The organism is Enterobacter sp. IF2SW-B1 (genome assembly GCF_001743375.1).
GTDB lineage: Bacteria > Pseudomonadota > Gammaproteobacteria > Enterobacterales > Enterobacteriaceae > Enterobacter > Enterobacter bugandensis.
The window spans coordinates 199,568-225,800 of the sequence record NZ_MJAA01000004.1 but is presented as its reverse complement, the minus strand read 5'-3'; the positions used below and the strand labels follow the sequence as shown (position 1 = coordinate 225,800).

At 55.4% G+C, this 26,233-nt stretch carries 25 protein-coding genes and 1 pseudogene; 11 read left to right on the top strand and 15 right to left on the bottom strand.

Annotated elements, in window-relative coordinates:
- Positions 1 to 20: 20 nt before the first annotated feature.
- Positions 21 to 689 carry a fimbria/pilus periplasmic chaperone gene (locus tag A6013_RS11090; protein WP_234424092.1) on the top strand — a complete coding sequence of 223 codons (669 nt, stop codon included), beginning with the start codon at positions 21 to 23 and terminating at the stop codon, positions 687 to 689.
- 153 nt (positions 690 to 842) lie between these two features.
- Here A6013_RS11090 and fumA read toward each other — a convergent pair whose 3' ends face one another.
- Positions 843 to 2,492 (bottom strand): class I fumarate hydratase FumA, encoded by a 1,650-nt coding sequence (gene fumA, locus A6013_RS11085; RefSeq protein WP_069733053.1) that lies wholly within the window; start codon positions 2,490 to 2,492, stop codon positions 843 to 845.
- Between the two features lie 55 nt (positions 2,493 to 2,547).
- The gene (locus tag A6013_RS11080) at positions 2,548 to 4,056 is read right to left on the bottom strand and encodes an anion permease (RefSeq protein ID WP_023325580.1); all 1,509 of its coding nucleotides are present in this window, start codon (positions 4,054 to 4,056) and stop codon (positions 2,548 to 2,550) included.
- Between the two features lie 610 nt (positions 4,057 to 4,666).
- Between A6013_RS11080 and A6013_RS11075 the strand changes: the two genes are divergently transcribed.
- Positions 4,667 to 7,447 (top strand): flavocytochrome c, encoded by a 2,781-nt coding sequence (locus A6013_RS11075; protein ID WP_060571682.1) that lies wholly within the window; start codon positions 4,667 to 4,669, stop codon positions 7,445 to 7,447.
- Between the two features lie 58 nt (positions 7,448 to 7,505).
- Positions 7,506 to 8,468 carry an FAD:protein FMN transferase gene (locus tag A6013_RS11070; protein ID WP_069733052.1) on the top strand — a complete coding sequence of 321 codons (963 nt, stop codon included), beginning with the start codon at positions 7,506 to 7,508 and terminating at the stop codon, positions 8,466 to 8,468.
- Here A6013_RS11070 and dcuR read toward each other — a convergent pair.
- Together dcuR and A6013_RS11060 are read right to left on the bottom strand one after the other, a co-directional pair.
- Positions 8,449 to 9,168 (bottom strand): two-component system response regulator DcuR, encoded by a 720-nt coding sequence (gene dcuR, locus A6013_RS11065; protein WP_028013719.1) that lies wholly within the window; start codon positions 9,166 to 9,168, stop codon positions 8,449 to 8,451. The two genes, A6013_RS11070 and dcuR, sit on opposite strands and share 20 nt — an antisense overlap.
- A complete protein-coding gene (locus A6013_RS11060; protein ID WP_069733051.1) occupies positions 9,165 to 10,781 on the bottom strand; it encodes a sensor histidine kinase in 1,617 nt (538 codons plus the stop codon). The genes dcuR and A6013_RS11060 overlap by 4 nt, the downstream gene beginning before the upstream one ends.
- 165 nt (positions 10,782 to 10,946) lie before the next feature.
- Here A6013_RS11060 and A6013_RS11055 point away from each other — a divergent pair, with 165 nt between their 5' ends.
- Positions 10,947 to 11,810, top strand: coding sequence for an N-acetylmuramic acid 6-phosphate etherase (locus A6013_RS11055; protein WP_069733050.1), 864 nt, complete (start codon positions 10,947 to 10,949; stop codon positions 11,808 to 11,810).
- 57 nt (positions 11,811 to 11,867) lie between these two features.
- On the opposite strand, the gene ompC is transcribed toward A6013_RS11055, so the two are convergent.
- Positions 11,868 to 13,034 carry a porin OmpC gene (gene ompC, locus A6013_RS11050; RefSeq protein WP_047367847.1) on the bottom strand — a complete coding sequence of 389 codons (1,167 nt, stop codon included), beginning with the start codon at positions 13,032 to 13,034 and terminating at the stop codon, positions 11,868 to 11,870.
- Positions 13,035 to 13,319: 285 nt separating this feature from the next.
- On the opposite strand from ompC, the gene A6013_RS11045 reads away from it, so the two are divergent.
- The 3 genes from A6013_RS11045 to A6013_RS11035 all read left to right on the top strand — a co-directional run bounded on the left by A6013_RS11045 (position 13,320) and on the right by A6013_RS11035 (position 15,970).
- Positions 13,320 to 14,021: a phosphohydrolase gene (locus tag A6013_RS11045; RefSeq protein WP_045260359.1), complete on the top strand. Its 702-nt coding sequence runs from the start codon at positions 13,320 to 13,322 to the stop codon at positions 14,019 to 14,021.
- A gap of 61 nt (positions 14,022 to 14,082) precedes the next feature.
- A complete protein-coding gene (locus A6013_RS11040; RefSeq protein WP_045260358.1) occupies positions 14,083 to 15,498 on the top strand; it encodes a DNA cytosine methyltransferase in 1,416 nt (471 codons plus the stop codon).
- On the top strand, positions 15,479 to 15,970 hold the full coding sequence (locus A6013_RS11035; RefSeq protein WP_041909351.1) for a very short patch repair endonuclease: 492 nt from the start codon (positions 15,479 to 15,481) through the stop codon (positions 15,968 to 15,970). Before A6013_RS11040 ends, A6013_RS11035 begins: the two co-directional genes overlap by 20 nt.
- Here A6013_RS11035 and yedA read toward each other — a convergent pair.
- Entirely contained in the window at positions 15,942 to 16,856 is a 915-nt protein-coding gene (gene yedA, locus A6013_RS11030; protein WP_028013712.1) for a drug/metabolite exporter YedA, read from the bottom strand. The genes A6013_RS11035 and yedA overlap by 29 nt on opposite strands.
- Positions 16,857 to 17,031: 175 nt before the next feature.
- Here yedA and A6013_RS11025 point away from each other — a divergent pair, with 175 nt between their 5' ends.
- From A6013_RS11025 to dgcQ, 3 genes are all read left to right on the top strand, one after another.
- Positions 17,032 to 17,946: a DUF808 domain-containing protein gene (locus A6013_RS11025; RefSeq protein WP_169804339.1), complete on the top strand. Its 915-nt coding sequence runs from the start codon at positions 17,032 to 17,034 to the stop codon at positions 17,944 to 17,946.
- Positions 17,947 to 18,024: 78 nt separating this feature from the next.
- Positions 18,025 to 18,207 (top strand): YodC family protein, encoded by a 183-nt coding sequence (locus A6013_RS11020; RefSeq protein WP_028013710.1) that lies wholly within the window; start codon positions 18,025 to 18,027, stop codon positions 18,205 to 18,207.
- A 73-nt stretch (positions 18,208 to 18,280) separates the two neighbouring features.
- Positions 18,281 to 19,981 (top strand): cellulose biosynthesis regulator diguanylate cyclase DgcQ, encoded by a 1,701-nt coding sequence (gene dgcQ, locus A6013_RS11015; RefSeq protein ID WP_069733049.1) that lies wholly within the window; start codon positions 18,281 to 18,283, stop codon positions 19,979 to 19,981.
- On the opposite strand, the gene A6013_RS11010 is transcribed toward dgcQ, so the two are convergent.
- Both A6013_RS11010 and yodD read right to left on the bottom strand, forming a co-directional pair.
- Complete coding sequence (locus tag A6013_RS11010; protein ID WP_045631638.1) at positions 19,966 to 20,766, bottom strand: mannosyl-3-phosphoglycerate phosphatase-related protein; 801 nt, start codon at positions 20,764 to 20,766, stop codon at positions 19,966 to 19,968. The two genes, dgcQ and A6013_RS11010, sit on opposite strands and share 16 nt — an antisense overlap.
- A gap of 301 nt (positions 20,767 to 21,067) precedes the next feature.
- Positions 21,068 to 21,295 (bottom strand): YodD family peroxide/acid resistance protein, encoded by a 228-nt coding sequence (yodD, locus tag A6013_RS11005; RefSeq protein ID WP_028013707.1) that lies wholly within the window; start codon positions 21,293 to 21,295, stop codon positions 21,068 to 21,070.
- Positions 21,296 to 21,423: 128 nt separating this feature from the next.
- Here yodD and dsrB point away from each other — a divergent pair, with 128 nt between their 5' ends.
- Entirely contained in the window at positions 21,424 to 21,612 is a 189-nt protein-coding gene (gene dsrB, locus A6013_RS11000) for a protein DsrB (RefSeq protein WP_013097741.1), read from the top strand.
- Positions 21,613 to 21,714: 102 nt separating this feature from the next.
- On the opposite strand, the gene rcsA is transcribed toward dsrB, so the two are convergent.
- The 7 genes and pseudogenes from rcsA to fliM form a co-directional block, all read right to left on the bottom strand.
- Positions 21,715 to 22,338 carry a transcriptional regulator RcsA gene (rcsA, locus tag A6013_RS10995; RefSeq protein WP_013097740.1) on the bottom strand — a complete coding sequence of 208 codons (624 nt, stop codon included), beginning with the start codon at positions 22,336 to 22,338 and terminating at the stop codon, positions 21,715 to 21,717.
- A gap of 287 nt (positions 22,339 to 22,625) precedes the next feature.
- A pseudogene (gene fliR / locus A6013_RS10990) lies at positions 22,626 to 23,418 on the bottom strand (flagellar biosynthetic protein FliR); the annotation flags it as partial.
- A 7-nt stretch (positions 23,419 to 23,425) separates the two neighbouring features.
- Positions 23,426 to 23,695: a flagellar biosynthesis protein FliQ gene (gene fliQ / locus A6013_RS10985; protein ID WP_003859587.1), complete on the bottom strand. Its 270-nt coding sequence runs from the start codon at positions 23,693 to 23,695 to the stop codon at positions 23,426 to 23,428.
- A 9-nt stretch (positions 23,696 to 23,704) separates the two neighbouring features.
- Entirely contained in the window at positions 23,705 to 24,442 is a 738-nt protein-coding gene (fliP, locus tag A6013_RS10980; RefSeq protein ID WP_028013705.1) for a flagellar type III secretion system pore protein FliP, read from the bottom strand.
- Positions 24,442 to 24,816 carry a flagellar biosynthetic protein FliO gene (gene fliO, locus A6013_RS10975; RefSeq protein WP_048959248.1) on the bottom strand — a complete coding sequence of 125 codons (375 nt, stop codon included), beginning with the start codon at positions 24,814 to 24,816 and terminating at the stop codon, positions 24,442 to 24,444. Before fliO ends, fliP begins: the two co-directional genes overlap by 1 nt.
- Before the next feature lie 2 nt (positions 24,817 to 24,818).
- On the bottom strand, positions 24,819 to 25,232 hold the full coding sequence (fliN, locus tag A6013_RS10970; RefSeq protein WP_003859592.1) for a flagellar motor switch protein FliN: 414 nt from the start codon (positions 25,230 to 25,232) through the stop codon (positions 24,819 to 24,821).
- Positions 25,229 to 26,233, bottom strand: coding sequence for a flagellar motor switch protein FliM (fliM, locus tag A6013_RS10965; RefSeq protein ID WP_028013703.1), 1,005 nt, complete (start codon positions 26,231 to 26,233; stop codon positions 25,229 to 25,231). The genes fliN and fliM overlap by 4 nt, the downstream gene beginning before the upstream one ends.

The following is a 26,233-nucleotide window of genomic DNA, read 5'->3' as shown; positions in this document are numbered from 1 at the left end:
TTGCTCTGGCAGGCTTGCTGATGACGTGCCTCATCGCTGAGGCCTATGCCGTGGTTAACGTCGATCGGACTCGTGTGATTTTCAGCGCTGGCGAAATGGCCCAGTCGCTGAATCTCTCTAACGATGGTGAAACGCCAGCCATAATTCAGGTCTGGACGGACACGGGCGATCCGCTGGTGCCGCCGGACAAAGTCAGCACGCCGATTGTGTCTACTCCTCCGGTTTTCAAAATGTTGCCGAAGGAGATTCGTTCGTTGCGTTTGCTGCTTACGGCACGTCAGGGGCTGCCGAACGATCGGGAAAGCGTCTTTTGGCTGAATATTTTCCAGATCCAGCCTGAGAGCGAGCGGACCCGGCAGAACGCGCAAAAGTTAATTCTGCCGTTACGCTTAAGGATGAAGGTCTTTATTCGTCCTGCCGACATCGGCGATCCTGATGCTCTTCAGTATCAGACGCTTCAGTTCAGCGCTCAGGATACGCGGTTAATCATTACTAACCCGACGCCCTGGAATATCAGCCTCAACGTGGAAATACCCGGGCAAAGGCCGCTGACCAATATTATGGTTTCGCCACGGGCGGAAAAGGTGATTTTGCCTGATAAGCCACTCTTGCCGGGAGAAACGGTAGCCTATCGTGTGATTACCGACGACGGTAATTATCTTAATTATCAGGCCGTTGTTCGACAATAGCATGCGGCGTTAGCATATATTGAAAAACTAAAATGAAGAAAAAGCGTTTGTATGGTGTGTATGGAGAATAAGAAAACTATTCTCCATACAGGGCAGCGACAGCAGGAGTTAATTAACGAGTTGCTGTCGCTGCTGCTGGCGATATGGAAAATCTCAGCGCTGTGAACAGCCTTTGCACTGCTTGTTCTGGATCTGCTGGAAGAAGTCGTTGCCTTTATCATCCACCAGAATAAACGCCGGGAAGTTCTCCACCTCAATTTTCCAGATCGCTTCCATACCCAACTCAGGATAGGCCACACACTCCAGGCTCTTGATGCTGTTTTGCGCCAGCACCGCCGCCGGGCCGCCGATGCTGCCCAGGTAGAAGCCGCCGTGCTTATGGCAGGCGTCGGTCACCTGCTGGCTGCGGTTGCCTTTCGCGAGCATGATCATGCTCGCGCCGTGGGATTGCAGCAGGTCAACATACGAGTCCATGCGTCCCGCCGTGGTCGGGCCGAGTGAGCCAGACGCGTAGCCTTCCGGGGTTTTTGCCGGGCCCGCGTAGTAAATCGGATGATCTTTGACGTACTGCGGCAGCGCTTCGCCGTTATCCAGCAGCTCTTTAAGCTTCGCGTGGGCAATGTCGCGCGCCACGATAATGGTGCCGTTCAGCGACAGGCGGGTAGAGACCGGATGCGCGGAAAGCTGGGCAAGGATCTCGTTCATCGGCTTGTTCAGGTTGATGCTCACCACGTCGCCTTCGCCCTGCTGGCGCAGGGATTCAGGAATATACTGACCCGGGTTGTGCTCAAGCTTCTCAATCCAGATCCCGTCGCGGTTGATTTTCGCCTTGATGTTACGGTCGGCGGAGCAGGAGACCCCCATGCCGATTGGGCAGGAGGCACCGTGGCGTGGCAGGCGGATCACGCGGATATCGTGGGCGAAGTATTTCCCGCCGAACTGCGCGCCGAGGCCGAGGTTCTGTGCTTCCTGGAGCAGTTCCTGTTCGAGCTGAACGTCGCGGAACGCCTGGCCGTGCTCGTTGCCTTCGGTTGGCAGCGCGTCGTAGTAGCGGGTGGAGGCGAGCTTCACGGTTTTCAGCGTGGCTTCCGCTGAGGTGCCGCCGATAACAAACGCGATATGGTACGGCGGGCAGGCTGCGGTCCCCAGGGTACGCATCTTCTCAACCAGGTAGTTTTTCAGCTTCGCCGGGGTAATCAGCGCTTTGGTTTCCTGGTAGAGATAGGTTTTGTTGGCAGAGCCGCCGCCTTTCGCCATGCACAGGAATTTGTATTCGTCCCCGTCGACGCTGTAGAGGTCAATCTGTGCGGGCAGGTTAGTGCCGGTATTCACCTCTTTATACATATCCAGTGCCGCATTCTGCGAGTAGCGCAGGTTGTCTTCAATGTAGGTGTTATACACGCCCTGGCTCAGGGCCGCTTCGTCACCGCCGCCGGTCCAGACGCGCTGGCCTTTTTTACCCATGATGATTGCGGTGCCGGTATCCTGGCAGGTGGGCAGCACGCCCTTGGCCGTGATCTCGGAGTTGCGCAGGAACTGCAGGGCAACGTACTTGTCGTTCTGGCTGGCTTCCGGGTCGTTGAGGATGGCGGCAACCTGCTTCTGGTGGGAAGGACGCAGCATAAATGCGGCGTCGTGGAAGGCCTGCTGCGCCAGCAGGGTCAGCGCTTCCGGCTCCACTTTCAGGATTTCCTGGCCTTCGAACTCGGCAACGGAAACGTGCTCTTTGGTCAGCAGGTAGTATTCGGTGTCGTCATGCGCAAGAGGGAAGGGGTTCTGGTAGATAAACGGTTTGTTTGACATAGCGTATTGCTCCACAAAAATAAAACCGCCGGAGGAGAAGTCCGGCGGTCAGGAATCAGAACATCATGGACATCCACGGATAGCCAATCAGCAGCAGGGCCGCCAGGAAGATGGCACCGAAGATGGTGCCGAGGCGCCAGTAGTCTTTGGTTGGCAGGTAGCCACTACCGTAGTAAATCGGGCTTGGACCGGTACCGTACGGGGTGATAATCCCCATCACGCCCAGCGAGGTCACCATCAGCAGAACGAACACTTCCATATTCATGCCCGGAATGGTGGAGGCGATGGTCAGCATCGCTGGCAGCAGCGCCGTGGTGTGCGCGGTGGTGCTGGCAAACAGGTAGTGCAGCAGGTAGAACGCCAGCAGCAGGACGATGGTCGCCACGCCCGGAGAGATACCGCTCATCAGCAGGCCGCCTTCTTTACCTAACCAGCTGATAAAGCCGGTAGAGGAGAGGCCATCCGCCAGCGCCACCAGGGTGGCGAACCAGACGAAGGTGTTCCACGCCGCTTTGTTGCCGGTGATATCGTTCCACTCCAGCACGCCGGTCCACAGCATCAGGCCGACGATGAGCAGGGCCGCCATCGCGGGTTCAATCCACGCGGCGGCGAAGATCCACATCAGCAGCGCGCAGCATACGAACACCAGCAGAAGGATCTCATTGCGGGACAGTTTGCCCAGTTTTTCCAGTTCACGGGTCGCCCACAGCGGCACTTCGTTGTTCACCTTCACTTCTGGCGGGTAGAACCAGTAGGCCAGCAGCGGCATGGTCAGGATCAGCAGGATGCCCAGCGGCAGGAAGGCCAGGAACCAGGTCCCCCAGGAGATGTCGATCCCAACCGTACTTTTCACCAGCGCCAGGGCCAGCAGGTTCGGCGCAAGGGCGGAGAGGAACATTGAGCTGGTGATACAGGCCGCGGTGATCGCCACCCACATCAGGTACGAACCTATCTTACGCGCGCTTGGGTCGTTGGGTTTTGAACCGTACAGCGGCGGCAGGTTAGCGATGATCGGGTAGATGGTCCCACCGCTGCGCGCGGTGTTGGACGGAGTGAACGGTGCCAGCAGCAGGTCCGCAAACGTAATCGCGTAACCGAGCGTCAGGCTGCGACGGCCAAGGTACTTCACCAGAATCAGCGCCAGACGGCGGCCGAAGCGGGTTTTGTCATAGCCTGCGGCGAACATAAAGGCACCGAAAATCAGCCAGACGGTGGAGTTACCAAACCCGCTCACTGCCCACTTAAAGGAGGCGCCCGCCAGCTTGAATTTCGGGTCAGCCAGCTGTTCAGGGCTGAACAGCACCCACTGGCTGCACAGGGCAATGGCGACCACGCCGGTCAGGCCGATCACCGCGCCCGGCAGGGGTTCGAAGATAAGACCGACGATCACGCCGACGAAGATGGCGAAGTAGTGCCACGCGTAAGGAGGCAGTCCTTCCGGTACCGGAACAAACAGCAGCAGTACGGCGACGATGACGGGCAGTGCCATCATCAGCAGACGTTTTGCGTTTCCATTTGATGCCTGGTTCGCCACAGGGGGCGTTACAGCAGTTTTTGTATTCATAGTTTCACGTCTTAAGTTGTCAAAAATTCGGTCGCACTGAAAAGTCAAAATTGCTTTCTTAAGTTTCTTTGCTTTTTTTAGTTATTAAAGGTGCGTTTTTGTATTTTCAGTAATAGCGATTTAACGCTTTTTTGTGTGCGTTAAATTAAAAAATGATGATGTTTTTATATTGCGCTTTTAAATGCCATGACTATTGATCGAGATCAAAAAAACAGAATTGCAGCGTTATTTTTATGCTTTTATTAATAACCACTCTGGCGTATGTGGTTATTATCTTTTTTGCGGGTTTATTTTATCATTTCTGTAACAATTCGAAATTTTAATAACGTCTATTCAATTGATTTTAAAGGGTGTTTTTGGTTTATGGTGAAATGGTTTTACCATTTTTTATTTAACGTATTTTAAAATATTGTGAATGCATGAATGACAATCGCTAACACCAATGTATTATTAGTGTTATCACAGGGATTAAATAGTTTTTTAACTAACGTAATAACTTTAGAAACTAAAAAAATCATTATATTAATATCATGACATCGGCAAAAAACGACGAAATAAAAAATCAATCCGATAACGAATTCTCAATTTTTAAAAGTTTGGAGTTTCTATTATGAGCACTAACGAACGCATTCTTAGCCCCTTCACATTACCGAATGGCACTGAACTGAAAAACCGTTTGTTAATGGCCCCTATGACCACCTGTACCGGCTATTATGACGGCACCGTCACCAGCGAGCTGGTGGAGTACTATCGGGCCCGTTCCGGCAGCATTGGCACCATCATCGTGGAGTGCTGCTTCGTCGACGATCTCGGCCTTGCCTTCCCGGGGGCAATTGGTATTGATAACGACGAGAAAATCGCCGGGCTGGCGAAAATCGCCGAGGCCATTAAATCCAAAGGATCTAAGGCCCTGCTGCAGATCTACCACGGTGGCCGCATGGTTGATCCGAAACTTATCGGTGGCCGTACCCCGGTTGGTCCAAGCGCCGTGGCCGCGCCGCGTGACGGTGCCGCAACGCCGGTTGCCCTGACCGCCGAAGAAGTGGAAGGCATGATCGGCAAGTTTGGTGAAGCCGTGCGCCGCGCCATCCAGGCCGGTTTTGACGGCGTGGAAATCCACGGGGCGAACACCTACCTGATTCAGCAGTTCTACTCTCCAAACTCTAACCAGCGCGACGACGAGTGGGGCGGCAGCCGCGACAATCGCGCGAAGTTCCCGCTGGCGGTGCTGGACATCACCCACAAAATGGTGCGCCAGTACGCGGACGACGCGTTTATTATTGGCTACCGTTTCTCCCCTGAAGAGCTGGAAGTGCCGGGCATCCGCTTTGAAGACACCATGTACCTGCTGGAAAAACTGGCGGCGCGCGGCGTGGACTACCTGCACTTCTCCGTCGGCGCGACCCTGCGTCCGTCCATTGTCGACACCCAGGACCCGACGCCGCTGATCGAAAAATACTGTGCGATGCGCTCTGAAACCCTGGCGCAGGTTCCGGTGATGGGCGTGGGCGGCGTGGTGAATGCGTCAGACGTGAATGAAGCGCTGGACCACGGTTACGACCTGATTGCCGTTGGCCGCGCTACCATTGCCTACCCGGACTGGACCGACCGCATCGCGGCGGGTGAAAGCCTTGAGCTGTTTATGGACAGCACCAAACGCGAGGAACTGAGCATTCCTGAACCCCTGTGGCGCTTCTCGCTGGTGGAAGCGATGATCCGCGACATGAGCATGGGCGAATCGAAATTCAAACCGGGCATGTTCACCGAGAAGGTGCAGGACGACGCGAACGAGCTGGTGATTAACGTCAGTCTGGAAACCGACCGCATTGCGGACATCGAGCTGGCCTCTGGCCCGAGCGATGACGTTGAGTTCGTCACCAGCTTTGAAGAGATCCGTACCCGCATTCTGGACGCCAATACCCCGCACGTGGATGCCATCACCGGTGCAACCAGCCAGAGTGAAGCGGTGAAGAAAGCGGTCTCTAAAGCGATGCTGAAATCCAGCAAAGCGCTGGCAGCGGAAGAGGGCGTGGACCCGAACGAAACCCGCAGCGTGGACGTGGTTGTTGTCGGCAGCGGCGGCGCCGGTCTGGCGGCGGCGATTCAGGCTCACGACGAAGGCGCGAGCGTGCTGATTGTTGAGAAGATGCCGACCATCGGCGGCAACACCATTAAAGCCTCTGCCGGTATGAATGCCGCTGAAACCCGCTTCCAGCGCGTGAAGGGCATTCAGGACAGCAAAGAGCTGTTCTACCAGGAAAGCCTGAAAGGCGGCGGCAACAAGAACAACCCTGAACTGCTGCGCCGCTTTGTCGAGAACGCGCCGCAGGCGATCGAGTGGCTGGCAACGCGCGGCATCATGCTGAACGACATCACCACCACCGGTGGGATGAGCATCGACCGTACTCACCGTCCAAAAGACGGCTCTGCGGTGGGGGGCTACCTGATCAGCGGCCTGGTGCGTAACGTCAACAAACGCAACATCGAGGTGATGCTGGATACCTCCGTCAGCGACATTATCTTCGAGAACGGTGAAGTGACCGGCGTACGTCTGACCACCGAAGAGAACGAAACCGTCACCGTGGCAGCGAAAAGCGTGATCGTGGCGACGGGCGGCTTCAGCGCCAACAGCCAGATGGTCGTCAAATACCGTCCGGATCTGGAAGGGTTCGTCACCACCAACCACAAAGGGGCAACCGGCGGCGGTATCGCGCTGCTGGAGCGCATCGGGGCGGGCACCGTGGATATGGGCGAAATCCAAATTCACCCAACCGTTGAGCAGAACACCTCGTACCTGATTTCCGAATCCATCCGTGGGGGCGGGGCGATTCTGGTCAACCAGAAAGGGGAGCGCTTCTACAACGAAATGTCGACCCGCGATAAAGTCTCGGCGTCAATCATCGCGCTGCCGGAGAAATACGCGTACATCGTCTTTGACGAGCACGTACGTGCCAAAAACAAAGCCGCGGATGAGTATATTGCGAAAGGCTTCGTGACCAGCGCCAGCTCGCCAAAAGCGCTGGCGGAAGCGCTCGGTATGGATCACCACGCTTTCCTCGCGACCCTGGAACGTTACAACGGTTTCGTTGAAAAACAGCACGATGACGATTTTGGTCGTACCACCGCGCTGCGTGCGCCTATCAACGAAGGGCCTTTCTACGCTATTCAGATTGCGCCAGGCGTGCACCACACCATGGGCGGCGTGACCATCAACACCGAAACCTGCGTGCTGGACAGCAACCACAACGTACTGCCGGGGGCGTTTGCGGCGGGTGAAGTGGTCGGGGGGATCCACGGCGGCAACCGTATCGGCGGTAACGCGGTGGCGGATATCATTATTTTTGGTACCCTTGCAGGACATCAGGCGGCGATGCGCTCAAAAAGAACGTAAGGCTCCTGTCTCCCCGGCGGCGCGGTGCCTGCCGGGGCTACATCTGAGGACATATGCAATGCCTGATAGCCATCGCGTTTACAGCTACTCCGCCGTTCTGATGGGCTCGCCCATTCTCCTGAAGCTCTTCTCCCATGACGAAGCCCTCGCGTCCCGCGTTTTCCGCCTGATCAAACAGTACGAAGATCTCCTCACCGTTAACCGGGCGCATTCCCAGGTGATGGACATCAACCATGCGGCGGGCCAGCATCCGGTTGCTGTCAGTCGTCCGGTGTTTGAACTGATCCGCTGTGCCAAAGCGGCAAGCCTGCTAAAAGACAGCGCGTTTAACCTGGCGATCGGCCCGCTGGTGAAGCGCTGGAAGATTGGCTTTCAGGGAGACAGCGTTCCGCCTGCCGATGACATTGCGTCCCTGCTGGCGATAACCCGGGCCGAGGAGGTCATCCTTGATGAGGCGCAGACCAGCGTGTTTCTGACCAGATCGGGGATGGAGATTGATCTGGGGGCCATCGCCAAAGGCTATATCGCCGACCGGGTGCGGGACTACCTGCGCAAAGAGGGCGCTGAGCTGGGGCTGATCAACCTCGGCGGAAACATCCAGACGTTAGGCTCGCCGGAAGGTGGCTGGAGCGTGGGGCTAAAAAAACCGTTTGCCGGTGACGCGCTTATCGGTGCGATGACGGTGGAGAACCTCTCCGTGGTGACCTCGGGAACGTACGAGCGCTACTTCGAGCAGAACGGCAAGCGCTATCACCATATTCTCGATCCGCGCACCGGGTATCCGCTCGACAACGAGCTGGAGAGCGTCACTATCATTTCAAAAGACTCCATTGACGGCGACATCTGGACCACGCTGATGTACGGCATGGGGGTAGAAAAGGGCTGTGCCGCCCTGCGCGCGCGCCCCGATATTGAAGCTATCTTTGTGACCAAAACAAAAGAAGTGGTGATCTCCTCGATGCACCACTTCCGTTTTACCCTTCTGGATGAGAGCTACCGCGTTATTGGCAGTACTGTTTGAGCAGCCCGATCTGTTCCGGCTGTAAGCGGTAGCGATACACCGGACGCCCGGTGGCGCCGTAGTGAATGCTGGTGAACAAAATGTTGATCTGCGCAAGCCAAATCAGGTACTTACGGCAGGAGACGCGGGAGATATTGACTGCGTTAGCCAGATCGTCGGTGGAAAATTCCGTCTCCGGGTGGCCATCAATCCACTGGCAAATCGTGCGCAGCGTTTGCGGCGTTAACCCCTTCGGCAATTTTTTAGTGTCCGCCAGCTCCGGCGCGCCGCCGTGGATCAGTCTGTCGACGTCCGCCTGCTCGTAATACTGGTGCGAGCCCATCAGGCTGTGCTTTGCCTTCCAGCCATTCAGCGCCTCTTCAAAGCGCGGGAACTGGAACGGTTTTATCAGATAATCCACCACGCCGTAGTGGATGGAGGTCTGGATCGTGGCGGCATCGGCGGCCGAGGAGATCATAATCACATCAATCGGGCGGCCTGACGCGCGAATATCGGGCAGCAGATCCAGCCCGTTATCCTGCTGCATGTAGACGTCCAGCAGCACCAGATCGACAGGCTGGCTGGGGTTATTGATAAAGGCCCTGGCCTGATTGAGCGTGGAGGCGACGCCGCAGCAGCTGAAGCCTTCAACACGGTTGACGTACAGACGGTTGAGGTCGGCTACCATGGCGTCATCATCGACAATTAATACATTTATCACGCGATATTCCTCTCGCTATCCCAGGGGATGTGAACAAAAAATTGGGTAAATACGCCAGGCTCAGACTCGACGGTAATATCGCCGCCCAGGTTCTGGATCTGCTGGCGAGCAAGGAACAGCCCAACGCCGCGGTTTTCACCTTTTGTTGAGAACCCCTTAGTAAAAATAGCCTCCAGCTGAGTGGGATCAATGCCGGGGCCGTCGTCGCTGACTTCGCAGCTGAGCCAGCCATTCTGATAATGCAGCAGCAGGCCAATCTCGCCTTCCTGCTGTCCTGCCATCGCGTCGAGCGCGTTTTCGATTAAGTTACCCAGCGCGGTGATCAGCACCGCAACCTGCTCTTCACTGGCGGTATCCGGTATCAGGCTTTCATCCGCCAGGGTCAGGGTGACGCCGGCCTCTTTCGCCCGGTTGATTTTACCCAGCAGGAACCCGGCAACGACCGGGGACTTTACCTTGCTCTGGATCGTGCCAATGTCCGTCTGGTAATTATGCGCCGTCTGGATGATGTACTCCTCCAGCTTGTCGTAGCGCTTCATGTGCAACAGGCCCAGGATCACATGCAGTTTATTCATAAACTCGTGCGTGTGGCTGCGCAGGGCGTCGACGTAGTTGACCATGCCATCAATACGCTGCATCAGCTGGCTGATTTCCGTTTTATCGCGGAAGGTGCTGATAGCACCGATCACCCGATTCTGGCTTTTGACCGGCACCATGTTGCAGAGCAGCAGTCGTCCGTTGCAGCTGATCTCCTGATCCTGACGCGCAACCCCGGTTTTCGATACCTCACGCAGGCTTGCCAGCAGCGGCTCGCTGGTGTTTTCGGTCTGCTTGCCGGAGGGAAGAAGTAATATCTCTCTGGCAGCGTGGTTAATCATCGTCACGCGGCCGTGAATGTCGACGGCCAGCACCCCTTCGCGAAGCGACTGCAGCATCGCCTGGCGCTGTTCGAACAGGGCGGAGATTTCATAGGGTTCGAGCCCGAAAAGAATGCGCTTCAGCACTCGTACCAGACCCCAAATCGCCATCGAACTCATAAAGATGCTGAACAAAATCGTCCAGAGCGCGTTGAGCCGCCCGCGGGCTATCTGGTCTTCCACCTTTTTGAGGGAGATCCCGACCACGACGACCCCGATCTGATCGTGCTGGCTGTCATAGACCGGCGTGAAAACGCGAAGCGCCTCGGCGAGGGCACCACGGTTAACTGAGACATTCTCTTTGCCTTCCAGCGCGGGTTCCAGATCGTTGCCGATAAAATGCAGGCCGATGAGCGCCTCGTTCGGGTGCGAGTAGCGAATCCCCCGCATGTCGGTCACCACGGTAAGCAGCAGATCGTTGCGTTGGGTGACGGCTTTGGCGATGGGCTGAATGATGTCGGCCTGCGGCGACTGCATCAGGCCGCGCTGGATCTCCGGGCTGTCGGCCAGCGTGCGGGCGATGCCCAGAGCGGTATCTTTTACATCATCGCGGGTCGCCCGGGTGATCTGCACGGAATAGAGCGCAAAAACTACCAGCAACACCGAGGCGATAATCGCGGACACCATCAACGTGACCAGCGTGTACAGTTTCATGGGGCGCTTGCGCGTCAGAGGGAAAGGCTGCAGATCGCTCATCAACACTCCGCGATGATTAAGAAAGGGAGTGATTATCGCTGATGATGGGCTTTTCTTAAAGCCATGTAAAAGCGTCGATTTACTCTTCTTTTCGTGACCTCACTCGCAGGTCATCTATATAAAACACTTTATAGTGTGTGGGTACTCATAATAAGGAGGCTGTTTATGAGCATTACGCTTACCGGTTCAGTCAAGGAAAGACGGCACGCCAGCACGATGAATATAGATAGATTGTCCACGCTGGACATGCTGAAGGTTATCCACGAGGAAGATGCACGCATTTCTGCTGCAATAACCCCCTGCTTAACGACAATCGCCCGCGCGGTGGATAACGCCGCCTCGGCGCTCAACCACGGCGGCCGTCTGGTGATTGTCGGCGCGGGCCCGTCAGGCTGCATCGCACAACAGGCTGCAGATGAGTATGCGCCGGGTAAAACGCCGGTAATTGCCGTGACGGCAGAAGAGGGGGATGGGAGCTACGAGCGCGGGGTGGCTGACCTGCAGGCCATTAAATTTGATGAGCACGATATGATGCTTGCCGTGACCGTCAGCGGAAAAACGCCGTGGGTCTGGGGGGCAATGCGGCATGCGTGGTCGTTGGGAGCGCCGGTTGCGGTCATCACCGGTGATGCACAAAGTGAAGCAGCACAGCTGGCAAGCATGGTAATTGCCCCAGAGCTTGGGGCTGATGTGGTTGCCGGGTATCGCAATACCAGGGCGGGGATCGCGCAAAAAATGATCCTCTCGATGATTACCACCGCGCTGGCCGTTCGCACCGGGCGCGTTTACAGCAACCTGCGCGTGGATCTTGAGGCAAGCAATACCAAATGGGCCGAACGGCAGATCGCCATCGTGATGGAGGCGGGGGGATGCACCCGGGCGCAGGCAAAAGCCGCGCTGGAGAGCTGTAACCATCACTGTAAAACCGCGGTATTGATGGTGCTGACAGGCCTTGATGCGTGGAAAGCCCATGAGCTGCTGGCGCAGAATAACGGGTTTATCCGCGTGGCGCTGCAGGAAGCGCCGTAAAATAGTGTCCCTTGAAACAAAAAAGCCCGCAAATGCGGGCTTTAGTATTTTCAGGGATCAGAACTGGTAGATCATGCCGATGCCAACAATGTCATCGGTTGCAATACCGTTGTCATTGTAGAAGGCGTCATCTTCGTCCAGCAGGTTGATTTTATAATCAACGTAGGTGGAGAAGTTCTTGTTGAAGTTGTAGGTCATGCCCAGGTCGATGTAGTTAACCAGATCCTGGTCTACATAGTCATAGCCATTGCGTGGGTGATAATCGTTACCGCCCAGATCGATGCCTTTGGAATAGACCCACGCCAGGGATGGACGCAGACCGAAGTCAAACTGGTATTGCGCTACGGCTTCAAAGTTCTGCGTTTTGTTGGCGATGCCGTCGCTGCCGTACGGCGTCATGTTGCGGGTTTCCGCGTACATCATCGCCAGGTAGACGCCTTGAGCATCATATTTTGCTCCAACGGTCCATGCGTCTGCACGGTCACCGCCTGCGTATTTGCTGAAGCGGTTATAGTTGCCCGCACCATAAGCAACCTGATCGTTGGTACGGTCAGAGGAAGAATACGCCGCACCCAGCGTCAGACCGAAGTCGAAGTCATAGGTGGTAGACATACCGAAGCCGTCGCCGTTCTGGAAGCGTACGTCGTCGTGACCGTTTTTGGTGCCTTCCTGATCTTCGTTAGCGTTTGCGCCTTCGTTAGCACCCTGATACTGCAGCGCGAAGTTCAGGCCATCAACCAGACCGAAGAAATCATTATTACGGTAGGTCGCAACACCGTTGGTACGGCCAACCATATAGTTGTCAGTCCAGGTGTAGGAATCGCCACCAAATACCGGCAGCATATCGGTCCAGGCTTCAACGTCATACACGACGCCGTAATTACGGCCATAATCAAATGAACCGTATTCGCCATATTTCAGGCCCGCATAGGCCAGACGGTTGAAAGAGGTATCCCCGGCGTCTTCGGTATCATTTGCGTAGGTTTTATATTCCCACTGACCGTAACCGACCAGATCGCGGGTAATCTGTGTTTCGCCTTTGAAACCAATCTGCACGTAGGTTTCGTCGCCGTCGTCGCCCGCGTTGTCGGAGAAGGTATGACGCGCGTCAACCTTGCCGTACAGGTCAACTTTATTGCCGTCTTTGTTATACATTTCAGCCGCGTTTGCCGCGCCAGCCATTAATAATGCGGGTACAAGAATTGCCAGAACTTTTCTTTTCATTATATATTCCCTTTAAAGATAATTTATATGAATATATGTAATCACCCTCCGTAATTACGTGTTTGATACTATTCTATGGCTCGTGAATTTGGTTCAGAAATAAATGTAATTAAACCAGTGAAAATATTACAAAATATTTCCAAAAATCTCTTTATTTTTCAAATGAATTAATCGCTTGAAAGTATTGCGGGTAATTATTGTTAAGTATTTCGGGGTTCTATTTTTTAATTTATTTTATTTAGCTATGTTATAATTCAGTGCCCATTTTCGTAACAGGAAAGGATGATGGAACTCATACAGTGGCAGCAGCGCTTTGAATCCTGGCTTGATGAACATCACGCGACCGACGACACCGCGCACGATATTTCACACTTCCGTCGCGTCTGGCTGACGGCGCAGAAAATCATGGTTCATCACCACGTCGACCCGCTGACGATCCTGACCGCCTGCTATTTTCACGACATCGTTAGCCTGCCGAAAAATCATCCTGAACGCAGCCAGTCGTCGCGTCTGGCTGCGCGCAGAACGCGGGACATTCTGCACCGCGATTTCCCTGACTTCCCGTCCGATCGCTATGCCGCCGTGGAGCACGCCATCGAGGCGCACAGTTTCAGCGCCGGCCTGACGCCGTACACGATTGAGGCCAAAATTGTCCAGGATGCAGATCGTCTGGAGGCGCTGGGGGCGATTGGCCTGGCGCGCGTGTTTGCCGTGTCAGGCGCGCTGGGCGTACCGCTTTTTGACGCGGACGATCCGTTTGCCGACGCGCGCCCGCTTGATGACCGGGCGTTTGCGCTCGATCATTTTCAGACCAAGCTGCTGCGCTTGCCTGATACAATGCAAACCGACGTCGGGCGCGAGCTCGCGCAGCACAACGCCGATTTTCTGATTCAGTTTATGGCGAAACTCAGTGCCGAATTACAGGGCGACTGCATCGGGCTGGATAGCCAGATTCAACACCGCTTCCGTCGCAGTTTGCGAAAGTGAACTGTGGTAATCTGTTTCCAGTCTTTATTGCCCGGTTAAAAGAATGCAGGAAAATCGATCAGTGACAGAGCCCGCGCCAGAGCAGGCTGAGAAGTCAACGGCAACGGTGCAGGCATTACTGCGCCAGCTGCTGGATATTTATGACGCTAAAACGCTGGCAAACCAGCTGGTGGCGCACGGCGAGAGCCACTGGAGCCCGGCCATCCTTAAGCGACTGCTGACCAGCGATCGGGCAGGGCGCCGCCTGAGCGAAAGCGAGTTTCGTTATCTGCAAGACCTGCTTCCGCGGCCGTCTGCCGCGCACCCGAACTATGCCTTCCGCTTTATCGATCTGTTTGCCGGCATCGGTGGCATCCGGCACGGCTTTGAAGCTATCGGCGGTCAGTGCGTGTTTACCAGCGAGTGGAACAAACATGCGGTACGCACCTATAAAGCGAACTGGTACTGCGATCCGCATGAACATCATTTCAACGCCGATATCCGCGACGTTACCCTGAGCCATAAAAGCGGCGTCACGGATGAACAAGCCGCCGAGCACATTCGCCAGACGATTCCGGCGCATGACGTGCTGCTGGCGGGCTTCCCGTGCCAGCCTTTCTCGCTGGCCGGCGTCTCCAAAAAGAATGCCCTCGGGCGTGCCCACGGTTTTGCCTGCGATACGCAGGGAACGCTGTTTTTCGATGTGGCTCGAATCATTGACGCCCGTCGCCCGGCCATATTCGTGCTGGAAAACGTCAAGAACTTAAAAAGCCACGACGGTGGAAAGACCTTCCGCATTATCATGCAAACGCTGGACGAGCTGGGCTATGACGTGGCTGATTCCGGGGACATGGGCGCGGATGACCCGAAAATTATCGACGGGAAACATTTCCTGCCCCAGCATCGCGAACGCATTGTGCTCGTCGGTTTCCGCCGCGATCTCAATCTGAAGGGGGATTTCACCCTGCGGGATATTCCCTCCTTATACCCCGAGCGTCGTCCAACGATTGCCGACCTGCTGGAGCCGGTGGTCGACGCGAAATTTATCCTTACCCCGATCCTGTGGAAATACCTCTACCGCTATGCCAAAAAGCATCAGGCCAAAGGCAACGGCTTCGGGTTTGGCATGGTGAACCCAAACGATCCGCACAGCGTGACCCGCACGCTGTCCGCTCGCTACTACAAAGACGGCGCGGAAATCCTGATCGACAGAGGCTGGGATAAAGCGCTGGGCGAGAAAGATTTCGACGATCCGCAAAACCAGCGTCACCGTCCGCGGCGCCTCACGCCGCGGGAGTGCGCCCGACTGATGGGCTTTGAAACGCCACAGGGCTACCGCTTCCGCATTCCGGTTTCGGACACTCAGGCTTACCGTCAGTTTGGTAACTCGGTGGTGGTGCCCGCGTTCGCGGCGGTGGCAAAACTGCTGGCCCCGCGCATCAGACAGGCGGTGGCGCTCCGCCAGGGTGAGGCCGTCAATGACGGACGTTCACGATAAGGCCACGCGCAGCAAAAACATGCGTGCCATCGGCACGCGTGACACCGCGATTGAAAAGCGTCTGGCCGGGCTGCTGACGCAGGCGGGCTTCGACTTTCGTGTGCAGGATCCCGCGCTTGCGGGTCGCCCGGATTTCGTCATTGACGCGTATCGGTGCATTATCTTCACCCACGGCTGTTTCTGGCATCATCACGACTGCTACCTGTTTAAAGTCCCGGCGACGCGCACCGATTTCTGGCTGGAGAAGATTGGCAAGAACGTTGAGCGAGACGCGCGGGATCTCGCCACGCTTGTCGCGCAGGGCTGGCGAGTGCTGATCGTCTGGGAGTGTGCGCTGAGAGGACGGTTAAAGCTGAACGATGCCGATCTGAGCGAACGGCTGGAAGAGTGGATCTGCGGCGGCGGCCAGGCCGCGCAGATCGACACCCAGGGGATCCACGCGCTTACGGTTTCTCCACCTCGCAAGGCGTAACCACGGGCTTTGCTGGCAGCAAATATTTGCCTAAGGTCACCAGCACGACGGCAAAAACAATCACCCCTAAAGCTAACCACTCAACCGGAGAGAGCGTTTCACCGCCAAGCCCGGTGCCGAGCAGCACGGCCACGACCGGGTTGACGTAGGCATAGCTGGTGGCAACCGCCGGTGAGACGTTACGGATCAGGAACATATAGGCGTTGATGGCGATGATGGAGCCAAACAGCGCCAGATAGCCTACCGCCAGGAAGCCCGACAACGGCGGCAGGGTCGTCAGCTCCTCTCCCGTCAGGGCTGAGGCCAGCAGCAGCACAATCCCAGCCGCAAGCATCTCTATTGCCCCCGCCATCATGCCGGTCGGAAGTTCGATACGCGAACCGTATACGGAACCAAACGCCCAGCTCATCGAGCCGATAAGGATAATCACTGCGCCCCACGGATTCCCGCTCAGGTTACCGCCGCTGTTAAGCAGAATAATGCCGGCAAGGCCGATGCCAATCCCCAGCCACTCCAGCTTGCGGGTGCGGATGCCGAAAAGACGGCTGAAGCAGAGGGTAAACAGCGGTACGGTGGCAACGACCACGGCGGCGATCCCTGACGGTACGTTCTGGTGCTCGGCAATGGTCACAAAGCCATTCCCCACCGCCAGCAGCAGCAGGCCTATCAGGGCGGCGTTCAGCATTGGGCGGAGCGGTGGAAGCTTATGCCCGCGCAGCAGCAGGAAGGCCAGCAGCAGCACACCCGCCGAGAGGAAGCGAATGCCCGCCATCATCAGCGGCGGCCAGCTTTCCACGCCGATGCGAATGACAAAATAGGTTGAACCCCAGATGATATACAGCGAAAAAAGTGCTCCGATAAGCGGAAGCAGTTGCCGGAAACGCATAATCCCTCACGACGAAATAAAAAGGTCGCTGATAGTAAACGCGAAAACTATCGCGCTGGCGAGCCCTTTAATTGTGTAGTTGATGTGAATTTTTTGTTGACGAAAGCTGCCTGTTTCCGCGATTGCGCTTTTGCTCCATACTATTCACTTAATTACCAAAAAAAGAAGGATCACCATTTTGGCAGGAAGTAGCTTATTAACATTGCTGGATGATATTGCCACCTTACTGGATGATATTTCCGTGATGGGGAAACTGGCGGCGAAGAAAACCGCAGGGGTGCTGGGGGACGATCTCTCGCTTAACGCCCAACAGGTGAGCGGAGTACGGGCTAACCGTGAGCTGCCTGTGGTGTGGGGTGTGGCAAAAGGCTCGTTTCTGAACAAAGTGATCCTGGTGCCGCTGGCGCTGCTGATCAGCGCATTCATCCCCTGGGCCATCACGCCGCTGCTGATGATTGGCGGGGCATTCTTGTGCTTCGAAGGCGTGGAGAAGGTCCTGCACTCTTTGAGCTCTCGCAAGCAGAAGGATACCCCGGAGGCGCGCCAGCAGCGCCTTGAAGCGCTTGCCGCGCAGGATCCGAAAGTTTTCGAGCGCGATAAAATCAAAGGCGCCATTCGCACCGACTTTATTCTGTCGGCTGAAATTGTCGCCATTACGCTGGGCATCGTCTCCGATGCGCCGCTGCTGAATCAGGTGTTGATCCTCTCCGGGATCGCCATTCTGGTCACGGTGGGCGTTTACGGCCTGGTCGGGCTGATCGTGAAGCTGGATGATATCGGCTACTGGCTGGAGGAGAAATCCAGCGCGGTGGCTAAAGGCATCGGCAAAGGCTTACTGACGCTGGCGCCGTGGCTGATGAAGAGCTTGTCCGTGGTGGGGACCCTGGCGATGTTCCTCGTGGGCGGCGGCATTGTGGTCCACGGCATAGCGCCGCTGCACCATGCCATCGAACATTTCGCCTCGGCGCAGGGGAGCGTGGTGGCAGCGATTCTGCCCACGCTGCTTAATCTGGTGCTGGGCTTTATCGTTGGCGCTATCGTGGTGGCGGCGGTGAAACTGATCGAAAAAATGCGCGGTACGGCGCACTAATTGTTACCCGTCGCAGGGTGCAAAAAGACCATTCCTCGTCTAAATTGAAACAGTTTCACCCTGATACAGGAGGCAGGTATGGTCTTTTTGGTCAGTGATGAAGTTAAGCCTAAGAAGGGCGGCCCGCGCATGATTGTCACCGGGTATTCCAGCGGAATGGTGGAATGTCGGTGGCATGATGGCTACAGCATTAAGCAGGAAGCCTTTCGTGAAGATGAGCTTCAGCCGGGTGACGGCCAGCGCAAGCACGATCAGGCTTAATCACATAACGCCCGGCTTTGCCGGGCGTTTTTAACTGAAGTACCGGGTGTAAGGCAGTAATCAGGGAGTGTGTGTGCAGCGCGATACCTTTGTTGTAAGACGATCTTTTCTGCAATGGCTGCATAAGCGTAGCAATCCGGGTTTGATTGTTAACCTCTGTTTTATCACTGTTCTGGTGTTTTCAACCCTCCTGACCTGGCGTGAAGTGGTGGTCCTCGAAGAGGCGTATATCTCCAGCCAGCGCAACCACCTGGAAACCGTGGCCAGCTCGCTGGACAGGCAGCTGCAGTACAGCGTGGATAAAATGCTGTTATTTCGCCAGAGCATGCGCGATGCGCTACAGACGCCGCTGGCCTTCAATGTTTTGCACGATGCAGTATCGCACTTTAACGCATTACGCATGCGTCCCACCTGGCAGCTCCTCGTTGACAGAAATCGCACACTTCCGATTAACGGCGTCTCGGATGCGTTTGTTGAAAAAACGTCGATTCTGAACCGGGACGCTGAACGCATCAGCAATGAAATTTCAGCCGCGCTTGAAGTGGGTTATCTGCTCAGGCTGGCGACGTCGAGCAGGCATAGTGAATCGCGGGTGATCTACGTTTCACGCGCCGGGTTTTATCTTTCGACGGACACGCTAACAGAGGCGAGCGATATTATCCCCCGCTATTATCACCTGGTCACGCAGTCCTGGTTTACCCAGCAGTCGGAACGTAACAATCGCTCCCGCGCGGTGCGCTGGTTTATCTCCACGCCGTCATCCTGGACCGGTGACGAGCGAACGATCACTGCCAGCGTCCCCATTTATTTCAATCACTACTGGTATGGCGTGGTGGCGATGGATTTCTCGCTGAATACGATGCAACGCCTGCTGGCAGAGGCGACGGACGACCGTACGGAGGGGGAGTATCAGCTGTACGACTCCCGGCTCAATATGATTGCCTCCTCTGAAAAGACAGATAAACAGGTGAACCATTTCGATGAACGCGAACTCGCGCAGATAGCGCAGGCGATCGAGCACGATACTGGTGGTGGCATCCGCCTCGGCAGCCGTTTCATCAGCTGGCAGCGGCTCGATCATTTTGATGGCCTGGTTTTGCGTGTCCATACTCTGCAGGAAGGGGTACAGGGCGACTTCGGCAGCATCAGTATCGTACTGGCATTACTGTGGGCACTCTTTACCGCGATGCTGCTGATTTCGTGGCTGGTGATCCGCCGGATGGTCAGCAATATGTATACGCTGCAGCACTCGCTCAAGTGGCAGGCCTGGCACGACCCGCTAACCCGCCTGAATAATCGTGGCGCGCTGTTCGAACGCGCGAAACTGCTGGCGAAGAAGTGTCATCAACAGTCGTTGCCGTTCTCGGTCATTCAGTTAGACCTCGACCATTTTAAAAGCGTCAACGATCGGTTCGGTCACCAGGCCGGTGATAAGGTGCTTTCCCACTCGGCAGGGCTGATTTCCAGCGCATTGCGTAAAAACGACGTGGCAGGACGCGTGGGCGGGGAAGAGTTTTGTATCGTCCTGCCGGGGCTCGGTCTTGAGGAGGCGAGAGGCGTCGCGGAGCGTATTCGCTGCCGAATCAACAGCAAGGAGATTCTGGTGAAGAAGAGTACGACCCTGCGCATCAGCGCGTCACTCGGCGTCAGCAGCGCCCGGGAAAACGAAAATTACGATTTCGAACAGCTGCAGTCCGTGGCGGATGCCCGGTTATATAAAGCTAAACAGGACGGACGTAACCGGGTTGTCTGGCACGATCATGACAAAAAGTGATCCAGCCCCTCCTGCCAGCCGAGCGGTCCCGCCTGCCGGGTGTGATAAACCCGGCGGGGGTTATCGTCCCGTAACGTAATACCCTGCCGGTTTATCCCCTTAATCACCACCGCGAAGTCCACGCTGTCCAGCAGCGGCGCGTCGTTCGGCCCATCGCCGAGCCCCAGGGTCGTGGGTTCAATATTTTCCCGTTCACGGTACTGCGCGATTAGCCAGTTAGCCGCAACGTCCTTACCGCAGCCGGCATCGAGAATATGCCAGAAACGGGCACCCTGCAGGCATTTCAGCCCGCGTTGCGCCAGCGCCGCTTCAAACCGGGCCATGGCTTCGTCGGAATCACGCCAGATGAGCGTGACGGAGGCGTCATGCTTGCGGGCAAGCGCCGCCCGGTAGCGGGTCACCCCCGTCCATTCGCTAATGACGCGTTCGTCCACGTCGTCAAAGGTGGTGAATTTGAAGCCCGCCTGCTGGCGGATTTGCTCAATAAGCGGACGAATCTCCCGGTGCGTCATGCCGTTGATGTGGCGCTGACCCATTTCCCAGCGCACGTCAGGCTGAATCACCGCGCCGTTCTCAGCGATAAACGGTAACCCTTCCAGACCCAGATCCTGCTGAATATCCAGCATCTCTGCTGCGCTCTTGCTGCTGCAAAGAATCACCGGTACCTGGTTATCCTGCAGTTTATCCAGCCACGGCATCGCGGGCTGCCACTCATAGGTATGAATATCCAGCAGCGATCCATCCAGATCGGAAAAAATCAGCAGGGGACCCCGGAGTGAAAGCATAGTAACTCCCGAAAACGAATGAGCCTTAATCTAAGAATATTCCTAAAAAAATATATGGGCTTAAACCGGATTGAGAAGAACCGATCCAGCCAAACCCGCATTCGGCGTATGTTGTTGCTCATAACCAAAACGATTATGTTAAAAATATTATATTCGCCGTAAGAATATATGCTTGTCATGCAAAATCGTTGGGGATAGTGTTGTTTGTACATCAGATTTCCTGGTGTAACGAATTTTCAAGTGCTTCTTGCATAAGCAAGTTTTGATCCCGGCCATCCCCATGACCGGGATTTTTTTCGTGCTAACGATTTGCTTCAGACACGCTAAAGTCATGAATATCCAGCTCGAAGGCCTCCGCCAGCTCGCGGTAGGTGTGATAATCCCTCCCGTTAACAATGACGTGGTCCGAACCATCGTTCGTGCGGCGGACTTCTGACTCACTGATCTCATTGATGGCGGCCAGCAGGGCATCGACATCCACCTCGACCTCGCGTTTGATGGTGTCGCTGTACTCTTTATCGGTCTTCATTACGGGGCTCCTCATTAAACCGTGTCCACGGTAAGTATAGACTGTGTATAAAAACGCCATTCACGCCGTGCGGCGATGTGTGTTTTTGCGTTTTGTTCTACACTGGCTCAAAACCAGAGGAGGAATGTATGAAGGTCAACGATCGGGTAACCGTTAAAACGGACGGTGGGCCGCGCCGCCCGGGGGTGGTGCTGGCAATTGAAGAGTTTAGTGAAGGCACAATGTACCTGGTCTCACTGGAAGACTACCCGCTCGGCATCTGGTTTTTTAACGAACTGGGGCATCCGGACGGCATTTTTGTTGAGAAAGCCGAGTAGTACGGCGTCGGGTGGCATTGCGCGTGCCCGACCACGTCCGCAAAAGCAAAAATCTCTGGCCAGGCCAGAGATCAAAGGTAGGGTGCAAAGGGGTTTAAGCCACTAACGCATATTGACGAAAATCCCGTTCGTCACATTATCGGTCAGACGTACCACGTGATAGATCACTTGCTTATTATGCGTTTTAATTTTCCTTTTAATATTTCCTTTGTGTGACGAAACGGTTTTCGCTTTAATATTCATCTGGTCAGAGATCTGAATAGTTCCTTGTCCAGCCATCCACATTCGCAGCATACTTGATTCAGTCCTGCTTAATGAAAGGGTGGGTAAGTTAACCGCTCCTACATTTTTAACTTCTTTATTCAAATAATCACCCAGAATGTCATCCAGCGACTCGGGTTTAATCGACTTAGAACTGATCAATAAATTTTTACGGACCAACAAATACTCATCGAAATGGATATTCGCGATCGCCATAAAAACAATAAACAGGGTTTTTGGATGCTGATTAATGATTTGCTTAATGTGCTGACTGTTGGCTGGATCGTGAATAAAACAGTCCTCATTAATAAACACCACGCCTGGTTTGAGTTCGTCACAAGCGGCTGCGAGTTCTTCAACGGTGTGTGCATCGTTGATGTCTCTCTTTCTTACCCCTCTGCTTGCCAGGTACCCGGTTAACCCTAGCCGGGTGTAGCTGCATAAATCCATAATGATCGTTGACATGGCATACCCTCACTCAATGCGTAACGATAATTCACCATCTGCCTGAGAGCTCAAAACAGCCATACGGGATGGAAAAAAATAATAAACCTGTGAGCATGACAAAGACTTTCAGGCGGACTCACTATCCCGTAAAGTTACGTATAATTTGCCAGGAATCTTCTTAAAGTAAAGTAAATATTAAGTATTGTGAGGTGGTTAGAAACATTTAAACCGCGTCAGATATATCCTGGAAGATGTTTTTCGCGTTTTATTTTAGGAATATCCTCAGAAAGACAATAGCGATCGTGAGGACTATTATTTACGTGGCAATTCGCTGACAATATCCGCTAACAGATTGAATATCTCGCCGAATAAATGTTCACAGAAGGGGGCGATAAGTGGCATCAGTAATGACATTAATAAAATTCCGACCGTCAACGTTAGCGGAAAACCAATCACAAACACCGAGAGCTGCGGTGCCATTCTGTTCAGTAAGCCTAATGCCAGGTTGACGGTGAGCAGCAGGGTGATGATCGGCAGAGCCAGCATCAGACCGTTGAGGAAGATCAGCCCCGCCGCGCGGGTCAGCGCGAGGAAGGCATTGCTGTTGACCGGGTTATCACCGATCGGCAGCGTATGGAAAGTATCCACCAGCATGGAGATGAGCCACAGATGACCGTTGAGCGACAGAAACAGCAGCATGGCGAGCAGATCGATGATGCGCGCCAGCACCGGCATGTTGAGATGGCTGCCGGGATCGACAAACGTGGCGAACGATAGCCCCATCTGCAGGCCAATCAACTCACCGGCCGTGCGCACGGCGGCGAAGGCGAGCTGCATGGTAAAGCCCACGGCGACGCCAATCATCACCTGCTGTAAAGCGACCCATACCGCGTTAGCCGAGAAGATGGGAATATTCACGGGTGGCAGGGAAGGGGCGACGATAATGGTGATGATAATGCCCAGCCCCACCTTAACGCGCTTGGGGATCGATTTCTCGCTGAGAATGGGGGCGGTGGAGATCAGCGCCAGAATGCGCAGCATCGGCCAGAAATAGACGCCGAGCCACTGAACCCACTGGTCGCTGGTGAAGTGCAGCATCGTCAGGTCAGCCGATGATGTACGGCAGATTGGTAAACAGGTTGCGCATATAGTCCAGCAGCAGGTTCAGCATCCACGGCCCGGCCACGATAATCGCCACGAATACGGCGATGATTTTCGGGATAAACGACAGCGTCATTTCGTTAATCTGCGTGGCGGCCTGAAGAATACTGATAATCAGGCCGGTAACCAGCGCGACTAGCAGCAGCGGCGCGGCAACGGCAATCGCGACTTTCATCGCTTCCGTGCCCATCATCATGACCGATTCGGGTGTCATTGCCGTTCCTTAACTGTAAAAACTTTGCGCCAGCGAGCTGACCAGCAGCTGCCAGCCGTCGACCAGCACAAAAAGCATGATCTTAAAGGGCAGGGCAATGGTGGCGGGCGGCACCATCATCATCCCGAGCGCCATCAGGACGCTGGCGATCACCAGGTCGATAATCAGGAACGGGATAAAGATGGTAAAGCCAATCTGGAACGCGGTTTTCAGCTCGCTGGTGACATAGGCCGGCAGCAGAATGCGCATCGGTACCGCTTCCGGCCCCTGCAGCTCGCCGGTGTTGGACAGGCGGGCGAAGAGGGCCAGGTCCGCCTCGCGCGTCTGGCGCAGCATAAATTCTCGCAGCGGCTGCGCGCCTTTTTCCAGCGCCTCCTGCATCGAAATTTTATCTTCGCTGAACGGCTGGTAGGCGTCGGTATAAATCTTATCGATCACCGGCGACATGATGAAAAAGGTCAAAAACAGCGCCAGCCCCAGAAGCACCTGGTTTGGCGGCGCCGAAGGGGTGCCCAGCGCGTTTCGCAGCAGACCAAAAACGATGATGATGCGGGTAAAGCTGGTCATCATCAGCAGAATGGCCGGAATAAAGGTCAGCGAGGTGATGAAGACCAGCGTCTGAACCGGGAGCGACCAGCTCTGGCCGCCACCCGCAATCGGCGTGGAAACCAGACCGGGCAGCTGCGCATAAACCGCAGGAGCAAACAGGCCAACGCCCGCAAGCGTCAGGGATAACAAACGGCGCATCAGGTTCTCCCGGAACGCTTAAGCAAACTCTTCATGACGGACTGAAAATCCGCAGGGGGTTGTGCGCGCTCGTCCACCGTGACCGGGGCGGGCGGCAGTTTATGTAATACGTTGATGTTTGAGCCGGTTACGCCCAGAACCAGACGCGCATCTTCCACATCGACGATGACCACGCGTTCGCGCGGCCCAAGCGTCGTGCTGGCGCTGACCTTCAGGCCGCGGGTGCCGGCCGTTTTACCCGCCAGGCCAAAACGCTTTGCCAGCCAGGCGGCGATCAGAATAAAGGCAATAATACCGAACAGCGCCCCGCTCACCTGGAGCAGCGGGGAGCCGGGAACGGCGGAAGGCTGTGATATTGTTGCCTGGGTTTTCATGCTTAACGGCTCAGACGACGCATGCGTTCAGACGGGGTGATGATGTCGGTGATGCGCACGCCGTATTTATCGGCAACCACCACCACTTCACCCTGGGCAATCAGATAACCGTTGATCAGAATATCCAGCGGCTCGCCGGCCAGGCCGTCAAGGGCCACAACTGAACCCTGCGTGAGGCGCAGCAGCTCTTTAATGGTCATCCGGGTGCGTCCCAGTTCAACGGTCAGCTTAACCGGGATGTCCATAATCAGGTCGATGTCCTGCAGCGTGCCGCTGACGTCGCCGCCGCCTAACTGCTGGAATACCGCGTCCGCCGCGCTTTTTGTCGGAGTCGTTTTTTGCTCGTTTAACGCGTCAGCCCACAGATCGTCCAGTGCTCCGCTGTTTTCATCGGACGGATTGTTCATGTCACTCATTTGGGCTGTTCCTCATTCAGCGAATTCAAAATCGGGTTGATCAAGTGCTCAACGCGTAACGCATACTGACCGTTAATCGTGCCGTACTGGCTTGTAAGTACGGGGACACCATCTACGTGGGCAATAATGCGGTCGGGTTTGTCTATCGGCAAAACGTCGCCGGGTTGTAATTTCAGGATCTGGGATAACCGCATCGAAATGTCGGCAAAGTTCGCCACCAGCTCCAGCTGCGAGTGCTGCACCTGGCGCACCAGGTTTTCACGCCAGTTCTGATCTTCGTTGCGTGAGTTCTCCAGCGGCGGGTTAACCAGCAGCTCGCGCAGCGGTTCAATCATGCTGAACGGCAGGCAGATATTGAACTCACCGGTCAGGTTACCGATCTCCACGTGGAACGGCGTATTGACGACGATATCGTTCGGGGAGGTGGTGATATTGGTAAATTTCACCTGCATCTCAGAACGGACGTACTCCACTTCCAGCGGGTTAATCGCTTTCCACGCGTCGCTGTAGGATTCCAGCGCCAGCTTCAGCATGCGGTTAATGACGCGCTGCTCGGTGTGGGTAAATTCACGACCTTCCACTTTGGTCGGAAAACGCCCGTCGCCGCCGAACAGGTTATCCACCGCGATGAACACCAGGCTTGGGGAAAACACCACCAGACCGGTGCCGCGAAGCGGCTTCAGATGAATCAGGTTAAGGTTGGTTGGCACCGGCAGGTTGCGGGCAAACTCATGATACGGCTGGATGCGGATCGCACCGACCGTGATATCCGGGCTACGACGCAGCAGGTTAAACAGCCCCATACGGAACTGACGTGCAAAACGTTCGTTAATGATCTCCAGCGCCTGCAGACGTTCACGTACCACGCGACGCTGGGTATTGGGATCGTAAGGACGAATATTATCGTCGCCGGTGAGACCCGGTTGCGGGTCGTCACTCTTATCGCTGTCGCCGTTAAGCAGCGCGTCGATTTCTGCCTGAGAAAGAATACTGTCGCCCAT

Excerpts from the sequence above, each read along its gene's own strand:
- A6013_RS11080 (WP_023325580.1), bottom strand. The coding sequence starts at position 4,056 with ATGAATACAAAAACTGCTGTAACGCCCCCTGTGGCGAACCAGGCATCA.
- fliO (WP_048959248.1), bottom strand. The coding sequence starts at position 24,816 with ATGAAAACCCAGGCAACAATATCACAGCCTTCCGCCGTTCCCGGCTCC.
- yedA (WP_028013712.1), bottom strand. The coding sequence starts at position 16,856 with ATGCGTTTCCGGCAACTGCTTCCGCTTATCGGAGCACTTTTTTCGCTG.
- A6013_RS11055 (WP_069733050.1), top strand. The coding sequence starts at position 10,947 with ATGAGCATTACGCTTACCGGTTCAGTCAAGGAAAGACGGCACGCCAGC.
- A6013_RS11070 (WP_069733052.1), top strand. The coding sequence starts at position 7,506 with ATGCCTGATAGCCATCGCGTTTACAGCTACTCCGCCGTTCTGATGGGC.
- ompC (WP_047367847.1), bottom strand. The coding sequence starts at position 13,034 with ATGAAAAGAAAAGTTCTGGCAATTCTTGTACCCGCATTATTAATGGCT.
- A6013_RS11020 (WP_028013710.1), top strand. The coding sequence starts at position 18,025 with ATGGTCTTTTTGGTCAGTGATGAAGTTAAGCCTAAGAAGGGCGGCCCG.
- A6013_RS11035 (WP_041909351.1), top strand. The coding sequence starts at position 15,479 with ATGACGGACGTTCACGATAAGGCCACGCGCAGCAAAAACATGCGTGCC.
- A6013_RS11075 (WP_060571682.1), top strand. The coding sequence starts at position 4,667 with ATGAGCACTAACGAACGCATTCTTAGCCCCTTCACATTACCGAATGGC.
- A6013_RS11010 (WP_045631638.1), bottom strand. The coding sequence starts at position 20,766 with ATGCTTTCACTCCGGGGTCCCCTGCTGATTTTTTCCGATCTGGATGGA.
- A6013_RS11090 (WP_234424092.1), top strand. The coding sequence starts at position 21 with ATGACGTGCCTCATCGCTGAGGCCTATGCCGTGGTTAACGTCGATCGG.
- A6013_RS11060 (WP_069733051.1), bottom strand. The coding sequence starts at position 10,781 with ATGAGCGATCTGCAGCCTTTCCCTCTGACGCGCAAGCGCCCCATGAAA.
- A6013_RS11045 (WP_045260359.1), top strand. The coding sequence starts at position 13,320 with ATGGAACTCATACAGTGGCAGCAGCGCTTTGAATCCTGGCTTGATGAA.
- yodD (WP_028013707.1), bottom strand. The coding sequence starts at position 21,295 with ATGAAGACCGATAAAGAGTACAGCGACACCATCAAACGCGAGGTCGAG.
- fumA (WP_069733053.1), bottom strand. The coding sequence starts at position 2,492 with ATGTCAAACAAACCGTTTATCTACCAGAACCCCTTCCCTCTTGCGCAT.
- rcsA (WP_013097740.1), bottom strand. The coding sequence starts at position 22,338 with ATGTCAACGATCATTATGGATTTATGCAGCTACACCCGGCTAGGGTTA.
- fliP (WP_028013705.1), bottom strand. The coding sequence starts at position 24,442 with ATGCGCCGTTTGTTATCCCTGACGCTTGCGGGCGTTGGCCTGTTTGCT.
- fliN (WP_003859592.1), bottom strand. The coding sequence starts at position 25,232 with ATGAGTGACATGAACAATCCGTCCGATGAAAACAGCGGAGCACTGGAC.
- dsrB (WP_013097741.1), top strand. The coding sequence starts at position 21,424 with ATGAAGGTCAACGATCGGGTAACCGTTAAAACGGACGGTGGGCCGCGC.
- fliM (WP_028013703.1), bottom strand. The coding sequence starts at position 26,233 with ATGGGCGACAGTATTCTTTCTCAGGCAGAAATCGACGCGCTGCTTAAC.
- fliQ (WP_003859587.1), bottom strand. The coding sequence starts at position 23,695 with ATGACACCCGAATCGGTCATGATGATGGGCACGGAAGCGATGAAAGTC.